This is a genomic window from Streptococcus sp. SGI.013 (genome assembly GCF_050315295.1).
GTDB lineage: Bacteria > Bacillota > Bacilli > Lactobacillales > Streptococcaceae > Streptococcus > Streptococcus porcorum.
The window spans coordinates 1-21,172 of record NZ_JBNPOS010000004.1 but is presented as its reverse complement, the minus strand read 5'-3'; the positions used below and the strand labels follow the sequence as shown (position 1 = coordinate 21,172).

Genomic DNA, 21,172 nt, shown 5'->3' with positions numbered 1-21,172 from the left:
GGTAAAATTTGTCACGTGATCTAAAGGCAAAACACAGACGTCGTCGAAAAAGAGAATTTATGAATTTGATTGTCATGTTCTTTGTTCTAGGATCGTTATTAGGGTGTTACCAGCTACTTTTAATCCAAGAAAATCAACAAAATAGAACATCTACCACAGATAATTTAAAATCAAAATTTAAAAAAGGTACTCAGGTGATGCTTAGAGAAACCGGTTCTTCTGACTTTGAGAATTATGGGACCCTAATTGGTACTATTGAAACTATCAAAGAAACGGAGAAAGGTTTTATCTATAAGGTGCTTTTTTCAAAGAATCTGCCCTCGATTAACGTTGAGGAAAATAATTTAAAACAAGTATCTTCGAAATACAATTTAGGTCAGATTATTGAATTGAATCCTTCGACGGGGATAAATGGAGAAGGTGAGATTACTTCAATTACTGTTAAAAGTTCAGATTCAATGGGAGAGATCTCATATGAAGCTAACTTTAAAAATGTCGGTCCTGTAACAAATATCACAGATAATGATTTGGCAACTATCTATAAGGTCCCCTTAGAATCAAGTAATAGTCCAACAGACAACTTGAAAATTCTACAGAAAAGTATGGAGGAGGCTAAAAATAATAACTATACTATTTTAGATTTTCCAGAGGGATCATTTAATATTGGGACTGCTACGCCAGATAAAGATTATATTCTTTTGACATCGAATATTGAGCTGAGAGGAAATGGTGCAAAGTTAATTATAGATGGAACCATGTATTGGTTTGGTTTAGCAACTGGCACACAAGCTATTGATGGGGTAAGTAATTTTTCAATGCACGATTTAAATATAGAAGCAAAAGATTTGGTTAACGGTGATCATTTTATGTTAATGGCTAATCATGGTAATAATTGGTCAGTTTACAATAATTCTTTTACATTAGTTCATAAATCAGGAAGTCATATCTTTGATTTGGGAGGTGTTCAAAATGCATCTTTTAATAATAATAAATTTATTGGATATGCACCAGATTTGGCTAATGAAACAAAAATCCCTGAAGGGGCTGATCAGCATGCTTACTACTCAGAGGTTATCCAATTTGATAATAGCGATAACGCAGCTGTCTGGGATGCAGGTTTGATTAAGAGGATTGATCCTGACTATGATACACATAATGCTATAAAATATCTAAGCAGTAATATTGTTGTTGACAACAATGAGTTTTTACCATATAAGGATAGTACAGGTAGAATTATTGCCTATAGCGGGACTATTGGGCAACATTCTTCAGATGTGGGGCCGGTCACCATTACTAACAATAGATTTAAATCATCTTTTGTGACACGTTTTTCAGAATCAGAAACAGTTTGGTTCTTTAACCCTATACATCTTCCAGAAAATACGATTTCTTATATTTCGGGAAATACAATTGATAATTAGAGGCTCATTGTCAATTGTAGTAGGTGACCTATAACTAAGCAAGAGAGAGAATCAGATTGATTCTCTCTTTTTTATCTCTTTTATATTTTAAAGAGAAATGATTTTTCATAGCCCGATAAGGTAGCGACTTCTTGTTAAAGCTTTTCATGATGGTGATTCTAGTGGTCATCATGGTACGACTCAAGTGCTGGATGATGTGAAAGTGATCAAGGACGATTTTTGCGTTTGGTAGTGAAACAGTCTGAGCTTAGAAATTGAAGAGCGAAGGGGTCGGTCAATTTGTAGTAGGAGCTAAACATATCCATAGTAACCACTTTAACCTGCTCTCTAACATCTCTAGGTGATGGTTGCTTGGGTGTTGTTTTCAAGGATGGTGACAATCTTTTCTGTTTCCAAGTCTTGAGCGATGAATGTGAGTTTTCTTTGAACGGCAGAGAGAGAGATATGAAGTTTTTTTGCGATAGCTGAGTTAGTCATTCTCTTTGTGTGGAGCTGTGTGATTTTAGCCCAGCTGGATCTGGAAATCTGCCAGTTTTTTTGAATGAGTGAGGTCTCAGCCACCAAGACTTTGCGATAAGCCTTGCACTGAAAGTGGCGTTTTTTAAGCTTAAGAAGGGTGGGCGTACTTTGGATATCAAGGATAGGAATAGTTGATGCTTTCTGAAAGTCGTACTTCATTCTTTTCCCTTTACAATGAGGACAGTCAGGGGCTTGATAGTCTAACTTCGTCCGTATCTCGATGTGGGTTTGAAGCTGTAAAACGAGAAGGAGTTTAATGTTTTTATCTTTCAATCCGATTAAATCTGTGGTATTCTTTAGAAGTTCCATATGAGTCTTTCTAATGAGTTATTTGAGCGCTATTCATTATAAGTCATATGGGACTTTTTTCATATAGTTAAAACGCCCTACAATATCTGAAAGGGAGTTACCCACTACAGATATTATTGAGCCAGTTTTTTGATGTCCAAGATAATCAGAATTCGTTTATAAGTTTTCATCTTTCTAAAATCAAAGGTATTTATAATCTTATGCTTCTTTAAATAGGATAGGTAATTTTTTACATATTTTATAAAAAAATTAATCCTTTTGCTTCCTTTCCGAATAAATCAGATGAAAGGAAGGTTTTATGAAATTTAAAAAATCAATTTTATTTTCCACGGTACTTATTCTAGGTTCTGCTAGCCAAAATGTTTTGGCGTATACTCCAAATTATTCAGATCAATCTGTCAGTCAGGTTGTATCATTTGCCTCTGATTTAGCAAATAGAGGCGTAGGAGTTGATATTGATGGACTCTATGGTATGCAGTGCGTTGATTTAGTCAATTGGATTAGTAGTAAATATTTCGGTAAGCCATTAAGAGGTAATGCTATTGATTTATTAAACTCTGCTAAGAGTCAAGGATTGACTGTTATTTATACCTCATCGGGTCAGACACCTAAGGCAGGAGATATTTATGTATCGGATACAACACGCCTATATGGGCATCCATATGGACATACTGGTGTGGTGATTCAAGATGCCATAGGTCAGTCTTTTAGAACGGTTGAGCAAAACGTTGATGGGAATGCTAATGCACTTTCAGTGGGAGGACCAGCTAGATTTTTAACAAGAAATTTGAGTCAACATGCGATTATAGGATGGATTCGACTTCCCTACAAGTCAACGACAGGAACTGTTGTTACATCTTCAGTACCTGTTGCCCCTAGTTCCCAAACTTCTTCAGTCAGCACAGTAGCACAGCAAGGAAAGTTTACTGTTGGCGTTGCAAAATTAAATGTTCGTGATAAACCAAGCTTATCTGGTAATATCGTAGCAACGTACACATCTGGTATGAGTTTTAATTTTAATGGAGTAGTGGAGGCTGATGGTTACCGATGGGCAAGTTATACTTCTTATAGTGGCGCTAAACGATATGTCGCTATTGGTCAAGTTAGTGGAGATAAACTAATAAGTTATGGTCAAATAAATTAGAAAATCATTATTTTGTCCTTGATATTAGTGTTACAGTGCTTGAAAATTTTTTATTAGGAGAGGAATTAGTGAAAGGATACGGAAAAAAGCATTTAGCCAGTAAAGCTTTTCTGATCATTCCCATAGTTTTAGCTTTTGCAGGAGGTATTCAAGCCCAGGTAGAAGACTAGGATCGTAACGCAGCAAGAAAGTAGTGAGATGAGTAAGATCTTTCCTCTAATGCTAGCTCCGAAGGACTTCAAGCACAGCCTCTTCTGAAACAGCGAGTTTAACCAGTGTTTCTCAAACAAGCAGTCTTTCTTCTACGCCGGTGACAGCTTATACGGTTCCCACACCAAAACCAAAAGAGAACATGGCGACAACATCTATGGTCAAAGTCAGCACAAGTGATTACCAGAAAGAAAATGGTAAAGTGACAGTTGTCGTAGATGCGGGTGCAGAAGCTTCATCGGTTAAACATGTTCGTGTTGTAGCTTGGTCTGAAAGTAATCAATCTAACTTAAAATGGTACACTGCAGCTGACCTCAAAAATGGTCAAGTTCATATTACTGTTGATACAGCTAATCATAAGTATATTGATGGAAACTACACAATTCATACCTATATTGATTATCAAGATGGCTCTACAAAAGGATTTAACTTAGGTCAGTACAATTTAATTGCAGATAATCCAGCAATTTCAAAAACAGTTACTGGACAAGCGAAATCTATCATCGATATGGCTGCGAGTTTGCTAGGTGTAAAAAGTGGTGATGCTGAGCATAGAAAAATTATTGATGACTATAACTCTGTAATCCCAAGGTCTGTTGGTTATACAGCAACCTATGATGATGACTGGTGTGATATTTTTACCACAGTAATGTTTCAACGTTCTGGTTTAAGCCATTTGATTGGTTGAGAGTGTGGTGTTGATCGTTATAATCAGATTTTTAAGAAATTAAACATTTGGAATGAAGATGGAACAATGATTCCTAAAGTTGGAGGTATTATTACATTTAACTGGGATCAAAATTATCAAGGAAATGATGGATTTGCTGATCATATTGGTATTGTATCGAATGTAGTAGATGGTATGATTTATTCTATTGAGGGTAACAGTGACAAACAAGTAAGAAATAAAACTTATCAAGTAGGACTCGGAAATATTCGTGGTTTCGCTCGTCCAAAATATAGTTGATAAATTATTTATTTAAAATGTAAGAAGGTTAGATGACCTTCTTTTTCTTATGGTGGAGAAAATTTTTAGTTGATCACTGGTATAGATGAGTGATTTCTACATTTTCTGTTAAAAGAAGGAAAATAGTCTTATTTTCTTTTTGACTAAAGTCTAAATATAGCTTAAAATAGATAGGAACGAAAGGAGAGTGCGATGAAAGAAAAATTACTTGAGCGTTTTTTAACCTATGTGAAGGTTAACACACGTAGTGATGAAACGTCAGATACTACCCCAACTACCCAAAGTCAAGTTGATTTTGCTTTAAATGTTTTAAAACCAGAAATGGAAGCTATAGGATTACAAAATGTTCATTATTTAGAAAGTAATGGCTATATTGTAGGAACTCTTCCGGCTAATAGTACACAGTTTAAACATAAAATTGGTTTTATAGCTCATATAGATACAGCTGACTTTAATGCTGAAGGTGTTAATCCCCAAGTGGTTACAGATTATGATGGTGGAATTATTAATTTAGGGACATCTGATTATCGTTTGGATCCAAAAGATTTTCCTAATCTCAAAAATTATATGGGACAAACTTTAATTACCACAGATGGAACAACTTTACTTGGTGCAGATGACAAATCAGGGATTGCAGAAATTCTAACGGCAATGGACTATTTAATTCAGAATCCTCAAATTCAACATGGTGAAATTAGAGTTGGATTTGGTCCAGACGAAGAAATTGGTGTTGGTGCGAATAAGTTCGATGTTAAAGATTTTGATGTTGACTTTGCCTACACAGTTGATGGTGGTCCACTTGGAGAGTTACAGTATGAAACTTTTAATGCAGCAGGGGCAGACATTATCTTTAAAGGACGTAATGTTCATCCAGGAACGGCTAAAAATCAAATGATCAATGCTCTTCAACTAGCTGTGGATTTTCATAACTTACTTCCTGAAAGTGAGCGACCTGAAAAGACAGAGGGGAGTCAAGGTTTTTACCATCTACTAGCTATTGAAGGGACCGTTGAGGAAGCACATTCTAGCTACATTATAAGAGATTTTGAGGAAGATGACTTTTTATTTAAAAAATCTGAATTAGCTAGAATAGCTAAATATTTTAATAATCAGTTTGACCAAGATAGAGTGCTTTTAACGATGGAAGATCAGTACTATAATATGAAAAAGGTAATCGAGCATAATATGGTTTGTGTAGAAATCGCAAAAAATGTTATGGAAGACTTAGATATCAAACCGATTATTGAGCCAATCCGAGGTGGTACTGATGGATCTAAAATTTCTTTTATGGGGATTCCGACACCAAATATCTTTGCTGGGGGAGAAAATATGCATGGTCGCTTTGAATTTGTTAGCTTAGAGATTATGGAAAAAGCAGTAGAGGTTATTATTGGCATTTCAACTTTTAAAGATTAACCTTTTTAAAACACAATAAATATGATAGAATAGAGGTTAATGGAGGTTATACCTGTGATAAAAATTTTTGGTAAAATCCGTTATCATTGGCAACCAGAGCTTTCTTGGATGATTGTCTATTGGTCTATTGCGATTACACCCATATTTTTAGGCCTATCTTTATTATATGAGCGTACGAAAATTCCGTACCAATTGTTTATACTATTTGCTATATTTGTCATTTTAGCGGGTATCGGATTTCATCGTTACTTCATTATTGAAGATGAGGAAGTGAAGGTTGTTTCACTTAGTATTTTTACACCTTCGAGGATAATGATAGCATCTATTAAAAAAATAGAAGTTACAAAGCACAGTTTAATGTTTATTACAGATAAGTATCCGAAAGGTAAAATATTTTATATGAGGAAGTGGCCTAAAAAATATTTTTTAGATGCTTTAGCTGTTCATCCGAAATTTATAGGTGAGGTGGAACTACTAGATAATTTTATTAAGCTAGATTATTTTGATCATTATCAAAAATAAAAAGCACTAATGAGAAATCAGTGCTTTTGTTGGACAGTTTTTGACAGCCAAGACAGTGGAATCTTTATCTGGAAGTTCTAGTTGCAGGTCATCTGAATTTACAAACTTGACAATGCCGTTGTCATAATAATCAAAATTATCTGAATAAGTTTGACATAGTCCACATGCGATACATTTTTCTGGAATAATTGTTACTTTCATAGTATCATTTTAATATTAAATTTTATTTTTAACAAGGGGGAAATCATGGCAAAAGAACCATGGGAAGAAGAACTTTACGAAGAGGCAGAAGTAGCAGAGGATAAAACAAAGAAGTCTAAAAATTCAAAAGTAATTAGTACTCCTGTTCTAACAGCTTTGTTGGGGATATTTTTTGCTATTGTTTTAGCTATTTTTATAGTGGTTTTATATACTTCTAACGGTGGTGGAAGTAAGGATGCAACTGATGGATTTTATGGCGCATCTACCTCGTCAGTTGCTGCAAGTTCATCTTCTAGTGAGGCTGCAAGCTCAACAACAGAAGAATCTACTACAACAGAAGAAAGTTCAGTGGAATCTAGTACAAGTAGCAAGAAGAAGAAGAAAAAATCATCAAGTGCCTCATCAAGCACTTCATCGAGTTCCACAGAAACAGTTGTAGAATCTTCCTCAGAAGAATATGTTGATCCGTATGCAGATCAGACAACTGAAGCCTATGCAGCTCCATCTACAAACTCAACGGGCGCAACAATTTCTGTTAATGCTGGTGAAGGTGCTGCTTCAATTGCCGCACGAGCAGGTATTTCTTTAGAGCAACTTTATGCTCTAAACCCTAATATGATGACAGGACCTGGTGGAACATGGTATGCTAATCCAGGTGATGTGGTCAATGTCAACTAAAGATAAAGTTTGAGGTAGTCATGAAACAAATTAGAATTGCAATTGACGGTCCTGCCTCTAGTGGAAAAAGTACAGTAGCCAAGATTATTGCAAACAATCTTGGCTATACTTATTTAGATACTGGAGCAATGTACCGTTCAGCAACATATTTAGCTTTAAAAAATCATTTAACAGAAAAAGATACACCAAGTATTTTATCTCAATTAGATAAAAATCCTATTTCTTTCCAACGATCCACTACAGGTTTACAGAAAGTTTTTGTAGGAGATACAGACGTGACGGACATTATTCGTGATAATGATGTGACAAACAATGTCTCTTGGGTAGCTGCCATCTCTGAAGTTCGCGAAAAATTAGTTGAACAACAGCGGCTGATTGCTAAAGATGGTGCTATTATAATGGATGGACGTGATATTGGGACCGTTGTTTTACCCGATGCGGAATTGAAAATTTTCTTGGTAGCTTCAGTGGATGAGCGAGCAGAACGTCGCTATAAAGAAAATTTAGAAAAAGGGATTACAACAGACTTAGAATCATTGAAAAAGGAAATCGCTGAACGAGATTATAAAGATAGTCATCGTAAGGTTTCTCCCTTAAAAGCAGCTGATGATGCCATTGTTTTTGATACAACAGGTATCAGTATTGAGGGTGTGGTGGAATTTATTTCAGAAAAAGCTAAAAAAATCATTGACATGCATTAAGATGTTTGGTAGAATATTCTTAATGAGAAAAGCAGAAGTGAGAACTTCTCGCCTTGCGACTAAGGTTGTCTGGCCCAACATGTCAAGATTCCTTTGGGAATATTATGTGTGCGGGCTTGATTTATCAGGTCCGCTTTCGTTTTTCTCTAAAAAAATGAAGAGGTGAAGAACATAGCTAAGAAAGATTTGTTCATTAACGACGAGATTCGCGTTCGTGAAGTTCGTCTGATTGGTCTTGAAGGTGAACAATTAGGGATTAAACCGTTGGCTGAAGCTCAAGCACTTGCAGATGATGCGAATGTCGATTTGGTTTTGATTCAACCACAGGCTAAGCCACCCGTTGCGAAAATCATGGACTATGGTAAGTTCAAGTTCGAGTATCAGAAAAAACAAAAAGAACAACGCAAAAAGCAAAGTGTTGTAACAGTTAAAGAAGTTCGTCTAAGTCCTGTTATTGATAAAGGAGACTTTGAGACAAAGCTTCGTAACGGTCGTAAGTTCCTTGAAAAAGGAAATAAAGTAAAAGTGTCTATTCGCTTTAAGGGCCGTATGATTACTCATAAAGAAATTGGAGCAAAGGTCTTGGCAGATTTTGCTGAAGCAACGCAAGATATTGCGATTATTGAGCAACGCGCTAAGATGGATGGCCGTCAAATGTTTATGCAACTTGCACCAATTCTTGACAAAAAATAATTGTCAATTGTTAACTATTATTTAAGAGGAGAAAATTAACATGCCAAAACAAAAAACACACCGCGCATCAGCTAAACGTTTCAAACGTACAGGTTCAGGTGGATTGAAACGCTTCCGCGCTTATACTTCACACCGTTTCCACGGTAAAACTAAGAAACAACGTCGTCATCTTCGCAAAGCTTCAATGGTAAGTGCAGGAGATTTCAAACGTATTAAATCAATGCTTACTCGTCTTCGTTAAGAAGTCAGTTGGATTGATATGTAGATTATTAGAACAGAATTATTTGGAGGAAAATATAAATGGCACGTGTTAAAGGTGGCGTTGTATCACGCAAACGTCGTAAACGTATTCTAAAACTTGCAAAAGGTTATTATGGAGCTAAGCATATCTTGTTCCGCACAGCGAAAGAACAAGTAATGAACTCATACTACTATGCATACCGCGATCGTCGTCAGAAAAAACGTGATTTCCGTAAATTGTGGATCACTCGTATCAATGCGGCTGCTCGTATGAACGGTTTGTCATACTCACAATTGATGCACGGTTTGAAATTAGCTGAAATTGAAGTAAACCGTAAAATGCTTGCTGATTTAGCAGTTAACGACGCTGCAGCTTTCACAGCTCTTGCAGATGCTGCTAAGGCTAAATTAGCTAAGTAATGAATTAAATAGAGTTTAGAATAAAACGTCTGGACTAAAAAAAGCAATGGTTTTTAACACTGTTGCTTTTTCTTTTTGACATGTAGATGACCTTTATAACATTTATTATAGTTCTTGTTAGATTGAAGAAGTAAAACAGGTGGATTGAAACGTGCTGAATAAAGCCAACTAAAAAAGTCGTTCTTTTTAAGTTAAGAACGACTTTTTTTAGTTAGAGATAGTTTTACTCTTGATTATTAGTGCTAGATGATTCAGATGTAGAGCTGGAGCTAACTTCTGAATCATTTTTATGTAATTCTAGATAACTCGGTGCTTTGAATAAGTTTTGTGTTGACTTATTACCATTTTGACTATAAAGACTAGTTGATTGATCTCCTTTTTCCTTTTCTATTTGTTTGAGGGCTTTTAGGGAGTCAGAATAAGAAATTTTACTTGAATCTAATATCCCTAAGCCACTCTCTGTATAAAATCTAAGGAGGTCTCCAGTCTGTATTTCATCACTGATAGAAAGTTGTTTAGCAGCAGCTTCTTTGTAGGTTTGTAGTTCAGCAGAAGTTGTTTCATCAGGGTTGGTGATTTCAACTCCTGTTTCAGTATTATAAACACGACCACTGTAAACAGTGTATTTTGGTGTAACATAGTTTCCTGATGTTCTGAAGGCAACTATTTGGCTATTATCAGGAGATAGTAAATCTTGTCCTAATTGAATAAAGTTTTTCGAGTCAATTCCTAAGACATGCTCAAGAGTAGGGAGGGCATCAATTTCTCCTCCAAAAGTGTTACTAACAAATCCTTTTGTCATCCCAGGGACATGAATCATATATGGAACTCGTTGGAGCATCACATTATCATAGTCTGTCCAAGTTTCAGGATCTTTTCCTAGTAACTCTGCTAAAGCAGTATTGCGAGAATTGGAAATCCCATAGTGATCTCCATACATCACAATAATAGAATTCTCGTACAATCCACTAGATTTTAGATAATCAAAGAAAGCCTTAAGAGAGCTATCAAGGTAGTTAGCAGTAGCAAAATAACCGTTGATGGTTTCATCATTTGTTTGTGCTAATGGGAATCCAACATCATCTCCTGAAAGGTTTTGATAAGGATAATGATTAGATACTGTAATGAATTTTGTATAAAAAGGTTGTTGTAGATGTTCGAGGTATTTAATAGAATCTGCAAACATAACCTTATCATTTAGCCCATATTGGAAAGAATTTTCTTTGGTTAAGGTTGACATATAAGACTGATCAAAGAAATAATTATAGCCAAATTTTTTATAAGTATTGTTTCGATTCCAAAATGAACCACTGTTTCCATGGAAAACTGCACTAGTGTATCCACCGGTTTCAGATAAAATAAATGGTGCAGCTTGTTGAGTGTTTTGGGCACCATATTGAACAAAAAATGAGCCTTGATTCAATCCAAAAAGTGATGTTTCCATTAGGGTCTCAGCATCGGATGTCTTGCCAGCTTTTACTTGATGGAAAAAGTTTGAGAAAGAAAATGTCTCATTAGAATGATAGAGAGAGTTGATAAAGGGGGTAACTTCATACTCTTTTTCATCTACTTTGAGCTTATAATCAATTAGAAATTGTTGGAAGCTTTCTAGGTGAATAACAATGACATTTTTCCCTTTTCCAATGCCAAAGTAGTCAGAGTTAGGACTAGCATAATGGCTAGCAACATATTCTTTAACAGGTTCTATTTCAGAAGGATCAGCTTCGGAACGAACCTTATGTGTTTTGTAAGTTTGGTTACCATCATATCCTAGAAATGCAGGTAGCCCAAGTGCTCGTACAACATAAGTATTTGAAAAACCTCTGCTTAGTAACTCTGGGCGATCAATTTCTGCCAAGAACAGATTGATTGAAAAAAGTAACGCAGACAAAGCAGTAACGGCAAAACTTGCTCGTTTATTAACAGGTTTAGTATCAAAGGTTACTTTTTTTCGATTATACAAGTAAATGAGAATAATAACATCTAGGATATAGATTAAATCCCAAGGTCTAAGTAGATTAATAGCAGAATCTCCTAAACCAGCTGAAACTTTACTTGAAGCTAGGGCAGCCGTAATCGTAATAAAATCAGAAAACTCTCTGTAATAAAGTGCATTTGCGATTAACAGTATATTTAGGAGAGCGTATAAGAAGAAGCTTAAAATATAAAATACTTTAGTATTTTTTACATATAAAGCCAGTCCTAAAAATAGTAAACTAAGAGGGATGGGGTTGATAATGGTCAAAAATAGTTGATAAACATTATCAAGGTCTAAGTTAAAATCAATATTATAAGCCCACATACTTTTTAGCCAATAAAAGAATAAGAGCGATAGTATGAAGCCAAATCGAGTGCTCATAATTTGATAAAAATGGTTTATTATCTTTTTCACTGAGTAACGTCCTTTTAGAAAATTTCCTAAATTAAAATCTCGTCTATGATTATAACATAAAAATATAGTGAGGAGTGGATAGAAGAGTTAATTTGCTATGAAAAGTCTGATAATATTATGGTATAATAGAAAATATGAAAAAACTTGTTGTAGGTCATTTGGCTGAAAGAACCCTGAAATCAGGCATTCAGCTATTAGATGGTAAATGTTATCCAAATCTTTCTTTCGACAATGAAGTAGTCGCACTGTATTCTGAAAAAGGACATCTTTTAGGTTCAGCTTATCTTTCTAAGCAAAATAAAGGAGTGGGCTGGTTTATTAATAAAAATAAAGTTGATTTAAATCAAGCCTACTTTGAGGAGTTATTTCGTCGGGCCAAAGAAAAGCGAAAAAGCTATAGTCATTCAGATTTAACAACTGCCTATCGTGTCTTTAACCAGGATGGAGATGATTTTGGTGGTATAAGTATTGATTTATATAACGATTATGCTCTATTTTCTTGGTACAACCCTTATGTTTATCAATTGCGAGAGATAATCTGTAAAGCTTTTCAAAATATTTTTCCAGAAGTCAGTGGAGCCTATGAGAAAATTCGTTTTAAGGGATTAGATTATGAGTCTGCCCATCTTTTTGGACAAGAAAGTCCGCAAACTTTTACGGTTTTAGAAAATGGTGTAGCTTATAGTGTTTTTCTTAATGATGGGCTGATGACAGGGATCTTTCTTGATCAACATGATGTGAGAGCTAGTTTAGTGGACGGTTTAGCACAGTCTCAGTCAGTTCTCAATATGTTCTCTTATACAGCAGCTTTTTCAGTAGCAGCAGCCATGGGGGGAGCTACTAAAACAACTTCAGTTGATTTGGCTAAACGATCACGAGAACTTTCTGAAGCTCATTTTTTAGCCAATGGGCTATCTACTGATCAGCACCAATTTGTTGTGATGGATGTTTTTGAATATTTTAAGTACGCAAAGCGAAAAGGGTTGTGTTTTGATATGATTGTTATCGATCCTCCTAGTTTTGCTCGTAACAAAAAGCAGACATTCTCGGTAGTGAAAGATTACCATAAGTTAATTGCGCAGGCAGTGGAAATTTTATCGCCTAAAGGGACGATTATTGCTTCTACAAACGCTTCAAATATGACTGTCGAACAATTTAAAAAACAATTGGATAAAGGATTTGGTCAGACCAAACACCGATATCACTCTTTAAATCAGTTGCCAGCTGATTTCACCTATAATAAAAATGATGAAAGTAGTAATTATTTAAAAGTATTTACGATTAAGGTTGATGTATGAGAATAGTAGTACCGGTAATGCCTAGAAGTTTAGATGAGGCTAACCAGATTGATGTCACAAAATTCGATGGTGTAGATATTATTGAATGGCGGGCAGATGTGTTATCAAAAGATGATATTTTACATGTTGCACCAGCTATTTTTGAAAAATTTGTTGGTTTTGAAATTATTTTTACTTTGCGTACCAATAAGGAAGGTGGAAATATTATTTTGTCAGATGACGAATACATTTCCATCATAAAGGATATTAATGCCCTATATCAGCCAGAATATATTGATTTTGAATATTTTTCTTACCGTAATGTCTTTGATAAGATGTTGGAGTTTCCAAATCTAATTTTGTCATATCATAATTTTGTTGAAACACCAGAAAATTTAATGGAAGTTTTTTCAGAGCTGACTGCAGTTAGCCCTCGTGTGGTTAAAATTGCTGTGATGCCTAAAAATGAGCAAGATGTTCTGGACCTTATGAATTATACACGTGGCTTTAAGACATTGAATCCTGAACAAACCTATGTCACCATGTCTATGGGGAAATTAGGTCAACTAACTCGGATGTCGGGAACTTTGACGGGCAGTGATTGGACATTTGCCAGCCTAGATGAGGCATCTGCTCCAGGGCAAATTTCTCTTTCTAATATGAAAAAAATTAAGGAGATTTTAGATGAAAATTGATGGACATACGCGATTAGCTGCGGTTGTTGCAAGACCGATTAAACATTCTATCTCACCTTTTATCCATAACACAGCTTTTGACGAAACCGGTGTTAATGGTGTTTATGTTGCTTGGGATATTCCGGAAGAGGAGCTAGAAGTCACGATAGCTAATGTCAAACGTTATGATATGTTTGGGGTTAATATTTCAATGCCCTACAAGCAAGCTGTCATTCCTTATCTGGATGAATTGACGGATGCGGCTGAGCTTATTGGAGCGGTTAATACAGTTGTTAATCGTGAAGGAAAACTTTATGGCTATAATACAGATGGGCTTGGATTTTTTAAGAGTTTAGCGACATTTGCAGATTTTTCTGTTGAGGGAAAAGTGATGACCATTCTTGGAGGTGGTGGTGCAGCGACTGCTATCATTGCTCAAGCCGCTCTTAACGGTGCTCAAAAGATAACCATTTTCAACCAAAGTCAGTTTTTGGATGAAACTCGTGAGCGTGCCAAACTTTTTACTGATAAAACAGGTGTTACGATTGAGGTTTTACCGATTGAAGAGCAAGCTTTGATTCAAGAAAAAGCAGATGCTTCAGATCTTTTAGTCAATGCGACAAGTGTCGGTATGGATGGTCAATCAATGGTAGTGTCAGAAGAGATGCAATTTCACACAAATCTTTTGGTTGCAGATGTCATTTACCAACCCTTTGAAACACCTTTCTTAGCCTTAGCGAAGTCCCAAGGGCGTCAAACTATCAATGGGTTAGGAATGTTATTATTTCAAGCGACCGCAGCCTTTGAATTATGGACTGGACAAGAAATGCCAACAGACAAAATTTGGGCAGCTTTAGAAGAACAATATAAAAGAAATTAAAAAGGAAGGAAGTACTATGATGAAAGTAAGAGTTGATCTTCCTCATAATCCTTATGATATTATTGTAGAACGTGGTTCCTTGGCAAAGTCAGGTCAGTGGGCAGCACAGTTATGGAAACCTCAAAAGGTCGTTATTATTACGGATAATCATGTAGGTAGTTTATATGCTGAAAAAGTAAAGCTAAGTTTTGAAGATGCAGGATTTGAAGTAGCTGTCTTTGACTTTTTAGAAGGTGAGGCACAGAAAAATCTAACCACAGTCAACAAAGCTTATGATTTTTTGTTTAAAAATGGTATGACTCGTAGTGATGGGATTGTGGCACTTGGTGGAGGTGTTGTTGGAGACTTAGCTGGTTTTGTCGCATCAACCTATATGCGAGGGATTCATTTTTTACAAATTCCTACTAGTTTGACAGCACAAGTGGACAGTTCTATTGGTGGTAAAACAGGTGTTAACACTCCTAATGCAAAAAATTCAGTGGGAACTTTTACTCAGCCTGATGGGGTTTTAATTGATCCAAATACTTTAAATACTCTTGGAAAAAGAGAACTCATCGAAGGAATGGGCGAAGTTGTCAAATATGGATTAATTGATGATTTAGAACTCTGGGAAGAGTTACAAAGTATGGATGGCTCTATTGAAGGAATCTTGGAACATGCTGAGAGTATCATTTATCATTCCTGTCAAGTGAAGCGCAAGGTTGTAGTAGAAGATGAATTAGACAATGGTACGCGTCTTTACCTCAACTTCGGGCATACGATTGGTCATGCAATTGAAACAACAGCAGGTTATGGTAAAGTCATGCATGGTGAAGCAGTTGCCATTGGTATGGTTCAGATATCCCGTGTTGCAGAGAAAAAGGGCTTGATGCCAGTAGGGATAACGGATGAGATTACCCAAATGTGTGCTAAGTTTGGCTTGCCAACAGATTATGAGCCGTGGGATAGGGAGAAATTATATCAGGCTTTGACGCATGATAAAAAAGCACGTGGAAAATCAATTAAGACGGTCATTGTTCCAGAACTTGGTCAAGCAGCCATTAACCAAATTCCACTTGAAGAAATGAGAGAATATTTGGAGAAATAAATGAGATATTTTACAGCAGGTGAATCACATGGTCCTCGTTTGACCGCTATTATTGAAGGGGTGCCAGCAGGTCTTCCTCTAACAGCTGAGTATATCAATGCTGAACTAAAACGTCGCCAAGGTGGTTACGGACGTGGTGGACGTATGAAGATTGAGTCAGATCAAGTCGAAATCACATCCGGTGTTCGTCATGGTTTAACAATGGGCAGTCCGATTACGCTAAATGTCACAAACCGTGACTTTAAAAATTGGACAGAGATTATGTCAGCAGCAGATATTGAAGAAAAGAAAAAATCTATTCGTAAGTTAACGAAACCTCGCCCGGGGCACGCAGATCTTGTTGGGGGGATGAAATACCGATTTTCAGACCTTAGAAATAGCTTAGAGCGCTCTAGTGCGCGCGAAACCACTATGCGTGTCGCAGTAGGGGCAGTGGCTAAGCGTTTGTTAGAAGAGCTTGGAATGGAAGTTGCTAGCCATGTTGTTGTTTTTGGTGGCATTGAAATTGACGTTCCAGATAATCTAACTGTTTCTGAGATCAAAGCATTGGCCAGAAAATCGGAAGTTTCTATTGTTAATCAAGAACGTGAACAGGAAATTAAGGATTATATTGATCGTATCAAAAAAGAAGGTAACACCATTGGTGGTGTCATTGAGACGGTTGTTGGTGGTGTTCCTGTTGGTTTAGGCTCTTATGTGCAATGGGATCGTAAATTAGATGCCAAGTTAGCCCAAGGTGTTGTGTCTATCAATGCTTTTAAAGGTGTTGAATTTGGTGTAGGATTTAAAGCGGGTTACCGTCCAGGATCTGAGGTCATGGATGAGATTGTTTGGTCTGAAGAAACAGGTTATACACGTACTTCTAATAATTTAGGTGGTTTTGAAGGCGGCATGACGAATGGTCAACCCATTGTTGTGAGAGGCGTGATGAAGCCTATTCCAACTCTTTACAAGCCTCTGATGAGTGTAGATATTGAGACACATGAGCCGTATAAAGCGAGCGTAGAACGTTCTGATCCAACGGCTGTTCCAGCAGCAGGTGTAGTGATGGAGAATGTTGTAGCAACAGTCTTGGCGACAGAGATTTTGGATAAGTTTTCATCAGATAATCTTGAAGAGTTAAAAGATGCAGTAGCGCGTCACAATGCTTATGTTAAAGGGTTCTAGTGTATAAAAGTTTAATATTAAGTGTTGAATGAGCTAATTGGAGTAAAAATGGAAGAAAAAATTATTTATATAGCAGGCTTAGGTTTGATTGGTGGTTCGATGGCTTTAGGGATAAAGCGAGCTCACCCAAATTATAAAATCCTTGGCTATAATCGCTCCAGTGAGTCTCGTGATATTGCACTAGAGCGAGGGATTATTGATGAGGCGACGGATGATTTTGCTTCATTTGCTCCCAGGGCTGATGTGATTATTTTAGCGGTCCCTATCAAACAGACGATTGCTTTTATTAAAATGTTAGCCGAGCTAGATTTAAAATCAAATGTTATCATTACAGATGCTGGATCAACTAAGCTTGACATCGTTACAGCAGCCGATCACTATCTGAAAGGGCGTCCTGTTCAATTTGTGGGAAGTCACCCCATGGCGGGTAGTCATAAATCAGGTGTAATAGCCTCAGATGTCACCCTTTTTGAAAATGCTTATTATATTTTTACCCCTTCAGAAATGACACAACCTGATACTATTGCTAACTTAAAAGAGGTTTTGTCTGGGTTGCAAGCGCGTTTTGTAGAGATTGATCCTAAAGAGCATGATAATGTGACTAGTCAAATTAGTCATTTTCCCCATATCATTGCTTCGAGTTTGATGGAGCAGGCAGGTGATTATGCAAAACTCCATGAAATGACCAATCACTTTGCTGCAGGGGGCTTTCGTGATATGACACGGATTGCAGAGAGTGAACCAAGCATGTGGACAAGCATTTTGTTGACTAATAAGGCTGCTGTGCTTGACCGTATTGAGGATTTTAAAGAACGCTTAGATAAAGTGGCGTCATTAATTGAAAAAGGTGACGAAGAAGGAATATGGTCATTTTTTGATCATGGTCGAAAAACTAGAAAAGAAATGGAAATCCATAAACGTGGGGGAGTTGATAGCTCTTATGACCTTTTTGTTGATGTTCCAGATGAAGAAGATGTCATTTTGCATATTCTAGAACTCTTGAGGGGAACTTCTCTGGTTAATGTTCATATCAATGAAGAGAATAGAGAAGACATCCACGGCATACTTCAAATTTCATTTAAGAATGAAAAAGATTTGAAACATGCACAAAAAGTGATTACAGAAAACACGTCTTATCGTGTAACAATTTAAAGGAGAAATAGTATGTCAACGAATGTCTATGATTTAGCAAATGAATTAGAACGTGCTATCCGTCTATTACCAGAATATAAGGCGGTAGAAGAAGCGAAACAACAAATTGAAGCTGATTCAGCTGCTCAAAGCTTGTGGTCAGACTTTGTAGCCATGCAAGAAAAAATGCAAGGGTTAATGCAAACAGGACAAATGCCTAGCCAAGAAGATCAGACAGCCATGATGGAGTTGGGACAAAAAATTGAAGCTAATTCAATTTTGAAAAATTATTTTGATCAACAACAACGCTTGTCCATTTACATAGCAGATATTGAAAAAATTGTATTTGCTCCATTGCAAGAACTTGTTAAATAAGAGAGAAAGGAGTTGGATAATAGGTCTCAACTCCTTTTATTGTAAACCTAAAAAAATTCTTTATAAAATACTAAAAAACAAGAGAAATTAAGAAAAAATGCCTTGTTTTATGATAGAATAGTTATAATTATAGATTTTGGAGTGTATGAGATGAAGTTAAAGACGAATGCAAGACAATTGAAAGGAACAATTCGTGTTCCTGGAGATAAATCCATTAGCCATAGATCAATCATGTTTGGTAGTCTAGCTAAAGGTGTGACGACTGTTCGTGATATTCTACGTGGTGAGGATGTCCTTTCAACCATGCAAGTCTTTCGTGATTTAGGCGTAATAATTGAGGATGATGGTGAGATTGTCAAGGTTCATGGAGTTGGGTTTGACGGTTTAAAAGCTCCTAAAAATGCCTTAGACATGGGAAATTCAGGAACGTCTATTCGCTTGATTTCAGGTGTTTTAGCGGGACAAGATTTTGAAGCAAAGATGTTTGGAGATGATAGTTTATCCAAACGTCCAATGGATCGAGTGACTATCCCTTTATCTCAGATGGGAGCAACAATCTCAGGGCAAACCGAACGTGATTTACCTCCTTTGCAGATTCGTGGAAGTAAAACCCTAAAACCAATTCACTACCATCTACCTGTTGCTTCTGCTCAAGTGAAGTCAGCCTTGATTTTTGCAGCGCTACAAGCTGAGGGAGAGAGTATTATCATTGAAAAAGAAAAAACGCGTAATCATACTGAAGACATGATTGTTCAGTTTGGTGGAGAGATTTCTGTCAATGATAAAGAAATTCGTATTTCAGGGGGACAAGAATTTGTGGGACAAGATGTCACTGTTCCTGGAGATATTTCCTCAGCAGCCTTTTGGTTAGTGGCGGGACTTATTGTTCCAAATTCTAAAGTTGTTTTGGAAAATGTTGGGATTAATGAAACTCGTACAGGTATCATTGATGTGATTAAGAGCATGAATGGTAACATCACACTTTCGCAAGTTGATGAGGTTGCAAAATCAGCGACAATTACGGTTGAAACTTCTGATCTAGTTGGGACTGAAATTGCAGGTGATATTATTCCTCGCCTCATTGATGAGTTACCCATTATCACACTATTGGCTACTCAAGCTAAGGGAACAACTGTTATCCGTGATGCAGAAGAGTTAAAAGTTAAGGAAACAGACCGTATCCAAGTAGTTGCAGATGCCTTGAACGCTATGGGAGCAAATATTACACCTACTGAGGATGGCATGATTATTGAGGGAAGAACAGCCCTTCATGGTGCAACAATCAATACTTATGGAGATCACCGTATTGGGATGATGGCTGCTATTGCTGGTCTGTTGGTTAAAGATGGAGATGTTGTTCTTGAACGTGCGGAGGCGATTAACACAAGCTACCCGATGTTCTTTGATCATATGGAGGCATTGCTCAATGGCTAAAATTTTAATCGGATTTATGGGGGCAGGAAAAACCACAATTGCTCAGTTATTAGACCCTAATTATGTTGATATGGATGCTATCATCACTAAACGTATTGGGATGCCGATTGCAGATTTTTTTGCAAAAGAAGGAGAAGCAGCTTTTAGAAAGATTGAATCGGAAGTATTAGAAGAGCTTTTGAAAACCAATCAAGTTGTGTCAACTGGCGGTGGAGTTGTTGAAAGTGAGCATAATCGTCGCTTGTTAGCTGCTAATGCGGATACCATTTATCTAAAAGCAGATTTAGAAACAGTGCGCCAGCGTATTCAAGCAGATACAAAGAATATTCGACCGCTTTTTGTTAACAATACTAAAGAGGCTTTTCAAGCTTTATTTGACCGTCGTCAAGCCTTGTATGAAGAAGCTGCTAGCCGAGTTATTCTTGTATCTGGAAAAACACCTGCTGAAATTGTAGAGGAAATTGGATGAAGATAGCCTATTTGGGTCCAAGTGGCTCTTTTACACACAATGTTGCTTTAAAAACTTTTCCAAAAGAAGAGTTAATCCCATTTTCGAACATTACTGAAGTGATTAAGGCTTATGAAAGTCATCAGGTGACCTATGCCATTGTTCCAGTTGAAAACTCTATTGAGGGATCTGTTCATGAAACTTTGGATTATTTATTTCATCAAGCTAAAATTCATGCGGTGGTTGAAATTATTCAGCATATTAAGCAACAATTAATGGTTAAAAATGATGGAGAGCATATTGAAAAAATATTTTCTCATCCTCAAGCCATTGCTCAAGGGAAAAAGTACATCACAAAGCACTATCCAGATGCAAAGATTGAAATCACAGCTAGTACGGCCTATGCTGCTCGATATGTTTCGGAACATCCTAAGGAAGCTTTTGCAGCAATCGCTCCAGAAGCTGCAGCTAAAGAATATGGTTTGACTATTATTGCAAATGATATTCAGGAGATGGAAGAAAACTTTACGAGATTTTGGGTTTTGGGAGAGCAAAAGCCTGAGATTCAACTAAAAAAAATAGATCATAAACTTTCTTTAGCTTTAACTCTTCCAGATAATTTACCTGGTGCACTTTATAAGGCTCTATCTACGTTTGCTTGGCGAGGAATTGATTTAACAAAAATTGAGAGTCGCCCTTTAAAGACAACTCTAGGGGAATATTTCTTTATTGTCGATTTAGATAATGAAAACAATCAGTTGGTTGACTTTGCTCTAGAGGAGTTAGCTGTAATCGGAATTTCCTATAAAATTTTAGGTGATTATCCCGTTTTTCAATTATAATTATCGAATATTAGAATGAAACGT

23 protein-coding genes, 1 pseudogene and 1 other annotated feature are annotated in these 21,172 nt (G+C 36.6%); of the genes and pseudogenes, 21 read left to right on the top strand and 3 right to left on the bottom strand.

Going from position 1 to position 21,172, the window contains the following annotated elements; all coding sequences use genetic code 11:
* Positions 1-8 precede the first annotated feature (8 nt).
* On the top strand, positions 9-1,421 hold the full coding sequence (locus tag ACQRDX_RS01650; protein WP_427893824.1) for an HlyD family secretion protein: 1,413 nt from the start codon (positions 9-11) through the stop codon (positions 1,419-1,421).
* Between the two features lie 43 nt (positions 1,422-1,464).
* Here ACQRDX_RS01650 and ACQRDX_RS01645 read toward each other — a convergent pair.
* Positions 1,465-2,249: pseudogene (locus ACQRDX_RS01645) on the bottom strand (transposase); the annotation flags it as partial.
* Between the two features lie 298 nt (positions 2,250-2,547).
* Between ACQRDX_RS01645 and ACQRDX_RS01640 the strand changes: the two are divergent.
* The 5 genes from ACQRDX_RS01640 (at position 2,548) to ACQRDX_RS01620 (ending at position 6,508) form a co-directional block, all read left to right on the top strand.
* Positions 2,548-3,393, top strand: coding sequence for a CHAP domain-containing protein (locus ACQRDX_RS01640; RefSeq protein ID WP_427893821.1), 846 nt, complete (start codon positions 2,548-2,550; stop codon positions 3,391-3,393).
* Positions 3,394-3,745: 352 nt separating this feature from the next.
* Positions 3,746-4,291, top strand: a complete 546-nt coding sequence (locus tag ACQRDX_RS01635; protein ID WP_427893819.1) for a GBS Bsp-like repeat-containing protein — start codon at positions 3,746-3,748, stop codon at positions 4,289-4,291.
* A gap of 27 nt (positions 4,292-4,318) precedes the next feature.
* Positions 4,319-4,570 carry a CHAP domain-containing protein gene (locus tag ACQRDX_RS01630; protein ID WP_427893946.1) on the top strand — a complete coding sequence of 84 codons (252 nt, stop codon included), beginning with the start codon at positions 4,319-4,321 and terminating at the stop codon, positions 4,568-4,570.
* A 192-nt stretch (positions 4,571-4,762) separates the two neighbouring features.
* Positions 4,763-5,986 carry a peptidase T gene (pepT, locus tag ACQRDX_RS01625; protein WP_427893817.1) on the top strand — a complete coding sequence of 408 codons (1,224 nt, stop codon included), beginning with the start codon at positions 4,763-4,765 and terminating at the stop codon, positions 5,984-5,986.
* Between the two features lie 54 nt (positions 5,987-6,040).
* On the top strand, positions 6,041-6,508 hold the full coding sequence (locus ACQRDX_RS01620) for an EbsA family protein (protein ID WP_354367042.1): 468 nt from the start codon (positions 6,041-6,043) through the stop codon (positions 6,506-6,508).
* Positions 6,509-6,514: 6 nt separating this feature from the next.
* Here the strand turns inward: ACQRDX_RS01620 and ACQRDX_RS01615 are convergent, their stop codons facing one another.
* A complete protein-coding gene (locus tag ACQRDX_RS01615) occupies positions 6,515-6,709 on the bottom strand; it encodes a ferredoxin (protein WP_354367043.1) in 195 nt (64 codons plus the stop codon).
* Positions 6,710-6,754: 45 nt separating this feature from the next.
* Here ACQRDX_RS01615 and ACQRDX_RS01610 point away from each other — a divergent pair, with 45 nt between their 5' ends.
* From ACQRDX_RS01610 to rplT, 5 genes are all read left to right on the top strand, one after another.
* Positions 6,755-7,387 (top strand): SAG1386/EF1546 family surface-associated protein, encoded by a 633-nt coding sequence (locus ACQRDX_RS01610; protein WP_427893814.1) that lies wholly within the window; start codon positions 6,755-6,757, stop codon positions 7,385-7,387.
* 20 nt (positions 7,388-7,407) lie between these two features.
* On the top strand, positions 7,408-8,088 hold the full coding sequence (gene cmk, locus ACQRDX_RS01605) for a (d)CMP kinase (protein ID WP_427893812.1): 681 nt from the start codon (positions 7,408-7,410) through the stop codon (positions 8,086-8,088).
* A gap of 23 nt (positions 8,089-8,111) precedes the next feature.
* Positions 8,112-8,236, top strand: a sequence feature (ribosomal protein L20 leader region).
* A gap of 14 nt (positions 8,237-8,250) precedes the next feature.
* Positions 8,251-8,781, top strand: a complete 531-nt coding sequence (infC, locus tag ACQRDX_RS01600; RefSeq protein WP_427893810.1) for a translation initiation factor IF-3 — start codon at positions 8,251-8,253, stop codon at positions 8,779-8,781.
* A gap of 40 nt (positions 8,782-8,821) precedes the next feature.
* Complete coding sequence (rpmI, locus tag ACQRDX_RS01595) at positions 8,822-9,022, top strand: 50S ribosomal protein L35 (RefSeq protein ID WP_354367048.1); 201 nt, start codon at positions 8,822-8,824, stop codon at positions 9,020-9,022.
* 59 nt (positions 9,023-9,081) lie between these two features.
* Positions 9,082-9,441 (top strand): 50S ribosomal protein L20, encoded by a 360-nt coding sequence (rplT, locus tag ACQRDX_RS01590; RefSeq protein WP_003003310.1) that lies wholly within the window; start codon positions 9,082-9,084, stop codon positions 9,439-9,441.
* 223 nt (positions 9,442-9,664) lie between these two features.
* Here rplT and ACQRDX_RS01585 read toward each other — a convergent pair whose 3' ends face one another.
* Complete coding sequence (locus tag ACQRDX_RS01585) at positions 9,665-11,800, bottom strand: LTA synthase family protein (RefSeq protein ID WP_427893944.1); 2,136 nt, start codon at positions 11,798-11,800, stop codon at positions 9,665-9,667.
* Between the two features lie 167 nt (positions 11,801-11,967).
* Here ACQRDX_RS01585 and ACQRDX_RS01580 point away from each other — a divergent pair, with 167 nt between their 5' ends.
* The 10 genes from ACQRDX_RS01580 (at position 11,968) to pheA (ending at position 21,148) form a co-directional block, all read left to right on the top strand.
* The gene (locus ACQRDX_RS01580) at positions 11,968-13,131 is read left to right on the top strand and encodes a class I SAM-dependent rRNA methyltransferase (RefSeq protein ID WP_427893807.1); all 1,164 of its coding nucleotides are present in this window, start codon (positions 11,968-11,970) and stop codon (positions 13,129-13,131) included.
* On the top strand, positions 13,128-13,805 hold the full coding sequence (gene aroD, locus ACQRDX_RS01575) for a type I 3-dehydroquinate dehydratase (RefSeq protein ID WP_427893805.1): 678 nt from the start codon (positions 13,128-13,130) through the stop codon (positions 13,803-13,805). Before ACQRDX_RS01580 ends, aroD begins: the two co-directional genes overlap by 4 nt.
* A complete protein-coding gene (locus ACQRDX_RS01570) occupies positions 13,795-14,664 on the top strand; it encodes a shikimate dehydrogenase (protein WP_427893803.1) in 870 nt (289 codons plus the stop codon). The genes aroD and ACQRDX_RS01570 overlap by 11 nt, the downstream gene beginning before the upstream one ends.
* Positions 14,665-14,683: 19 nt before the next feature.
* Positions 14,684-15,751: a 3-dehydroquinate synthase gene (aroB, locus tag ACQRDX_RS01565; protein WP_354367078.1), complete on the top strand. Its 1,068-nt coding sequence runs from the start codon at positions 14,684-14,686 to the stop codon at positions 15,749-15,751.
* Positions 15,752-16,918: a chorismate synthase gene (gene aroC, locus ACQRDX_RS01560; protein ID WP_354367056.1), complete on the top strand. Its 1,167-nt coding sequence runs from the start codon at positions 15,752-15,754 to the stop codon at positions 16,916-16,918.
* A 48-nt stretch (positions 16,919-16,966) separates the two neighbouring features.
* Complete coding sequence (locus ACQRDX_RS01555; RefSeq protein ID WP_427893800.1) at positions 16,967-18,070, top strand: prephenate dehydrogenase; 1,104 nt, start codon at positions 16,967-16,969, stop codon at positions 18,068-18,070.
* A gap of 12 nt (positions 18,071-18,082) precedes the next feature.
* On the top strand, positions 18,083-18,424 hold the full coding sequence (locus tag ACQRDX_RS01550; RefSeq protein ID WP_427893798.1) for a YlbF/YmcA family competence regulator: 342 nt from the start codon (positions 18,083-18,085) through the stop codon (positions 18,422-18,424).
* A gap of 150 nt (positions 18,425-18,574) precedes the next feature.
* Entirely contained in the window at positions 18,575-19,858 is a 1,284-nt protein-coding gene (gene aroA / locus ACQRDX_RS01545; RefSeq protein WP_427893796.1) for a 3-phosphoshikimate 1-carboxyvinyltransferase, read from the top strand.
* Entirely contained in the window at positions 19,851-20,327 is a 477-nt protein-coding gene (locus ACQRDX_RS01540; protein WP_427893794.1) for a shikimate kinase, read from the top strand. Before aroA ends, ACQRDX_RS01540 begins: the two co-directional genes overlap by 8 nt.
* A complete protein-coding gene (gene pheA / locus ACQRDX_RS01535) occupies positions 20,324-21,148 on the top strand; it encodes a prephenate dehydratase (RefSeq protein ID WP_427893792.1) in 825 nt (274 codons plus the stop codon). The genes ACQRDX_RS01540 and pheA overlap by 4 nt, the downstream gene beginning before the upstream one ends.
* Positions 21,149-21,172 lie beyond the last annotated feature (24 nt).

Bases quoted from the DNA above. Each gene is read 5' to 3' on its own strand.
- ACQRDX_RS01550 (WP_427893798.1), top strand. From the start codon at position 18,083: ATGTCAACGAATGTCTATGATTTAGCAAATGAATTAGAACGTGCTATC.
- ACQRDX_RS01580 (WP_427893807.1), top strand. From the start codon at position 11,968: ATGAAAAAACTTGTTGTAGGTCATTTGGCTGAAAGAACCCTGAAATCA.
- ACQRDX_RS01610 (WP_427893814.1), top strand. From the start codon at position 6,755: ATGGCAAAAGAACCATGGGAAGAAGAACTTTACGAAGAGGCAGAAGTA.
- ACQRDX_RS01540 (WP_427893794.1), top strand. From the start codon at position 19,851: ATGGCTAAAATTTTAATCGGATTTATGGGGGCAGGAAAAACCACAATT.
- ACQRDX_RS01615 (WP_354367043.1), bottom strand. From the start codon at position 6,709: ATGAAAGTAACAATTATTCCAGAAAAATGTATCGCATGTGGACTATGT.
- aroD (WP_427893805.1), top strand. From the start codon at position 13,128: ATGAGAATAGTAGTACCGGTAATGCCTAGAAGTTTAGATGAGGCTAAC.
- ACQRDX_RS01635 (WP_427893819.1), top strand. From the start codon at position 3,746: ATGGCGACAACATCTATGGTCAAAGTCAGCACAAGTGATTACCAGAAA.
- cmk (WP_427893812.1), top strand. From the start codon at position 7,408: ATGAAACAAATTAGAATTGCAATTGACGGTCCTGCCTCTAGTGGAAAA.
- pepT (WP_427893817.1), top strand. From the start codon at position 4,763: ATGAAAGAAAAATTACTTGAGCGTTTTTTAACCTATGTGAAGGTTAAC.
- ACQRDX_RS01585 (WP_427893944.1), bottom strand. From the start codon at position 11,800: ATGAGCACTCGATTTGGCTTCATACTATCGCTCTTATTCTTTTATTGG.
- pheA (WP_427893792.1), top strand. From the start codon at position 20,324: ATGAAGATAGCCTATTTGGGTCCAAGTGGCTCTTTTACACACAATGTT.
- aroC (WP_354367056.1), top strand. From the start codon at position 15,752: ATGAGATATTTTACAGCAGGTGAATCACATGGTCCTCGTTTGACCGCT.
- ACQRDX_RS01640 (WP_427893821.1), top strand. From the start codon at position 2,548: ATGAAATTTAAAAAATCAATTTTATTTTCCACGGTACTTATTCTAGGT.
- ACQRDX_RS01570 (WP_427893803.1), top strand. From the start codon at position 13,795: ATGAAAATTGATGGACATACGCGATTAGCTGCGGTTGTTGCAAGACCG.
- rplT (WP_003003310.1), top strand. From the start codon at position 9,082: ATGGCACGTGTTAAAGGTGGCGTTGTATCACGCAAACGTCGTAAACGT.
- aroA (WP_427893796.1), top strand. From the start codon at position 18,575: ATGAAGTTAAAGACGAATGCAAGACAATTGAAAGGAACAATTCGTGTT.
- rpmI (WP_354367048.1), top strand. From the start codon at position 8,822: ATGCCAAAACAAAAAACACACCGCGCATCAGCTAAACGTTTCAAACGT.
- aroB (WP_354367078.1), top strand. From the start codon at position 14,684: ATGAAAGTAAGAGTTGATCTTCCTCATAATCCTTATGATATTATTGTA.
- ACQRDX_RS01555 (WP_427893800.1), top strand. From the start codon at position 16,967: ATGGAAGAAAAAATTATTTATATAGCAGGCTTAGGTTTGATTGGTGGT.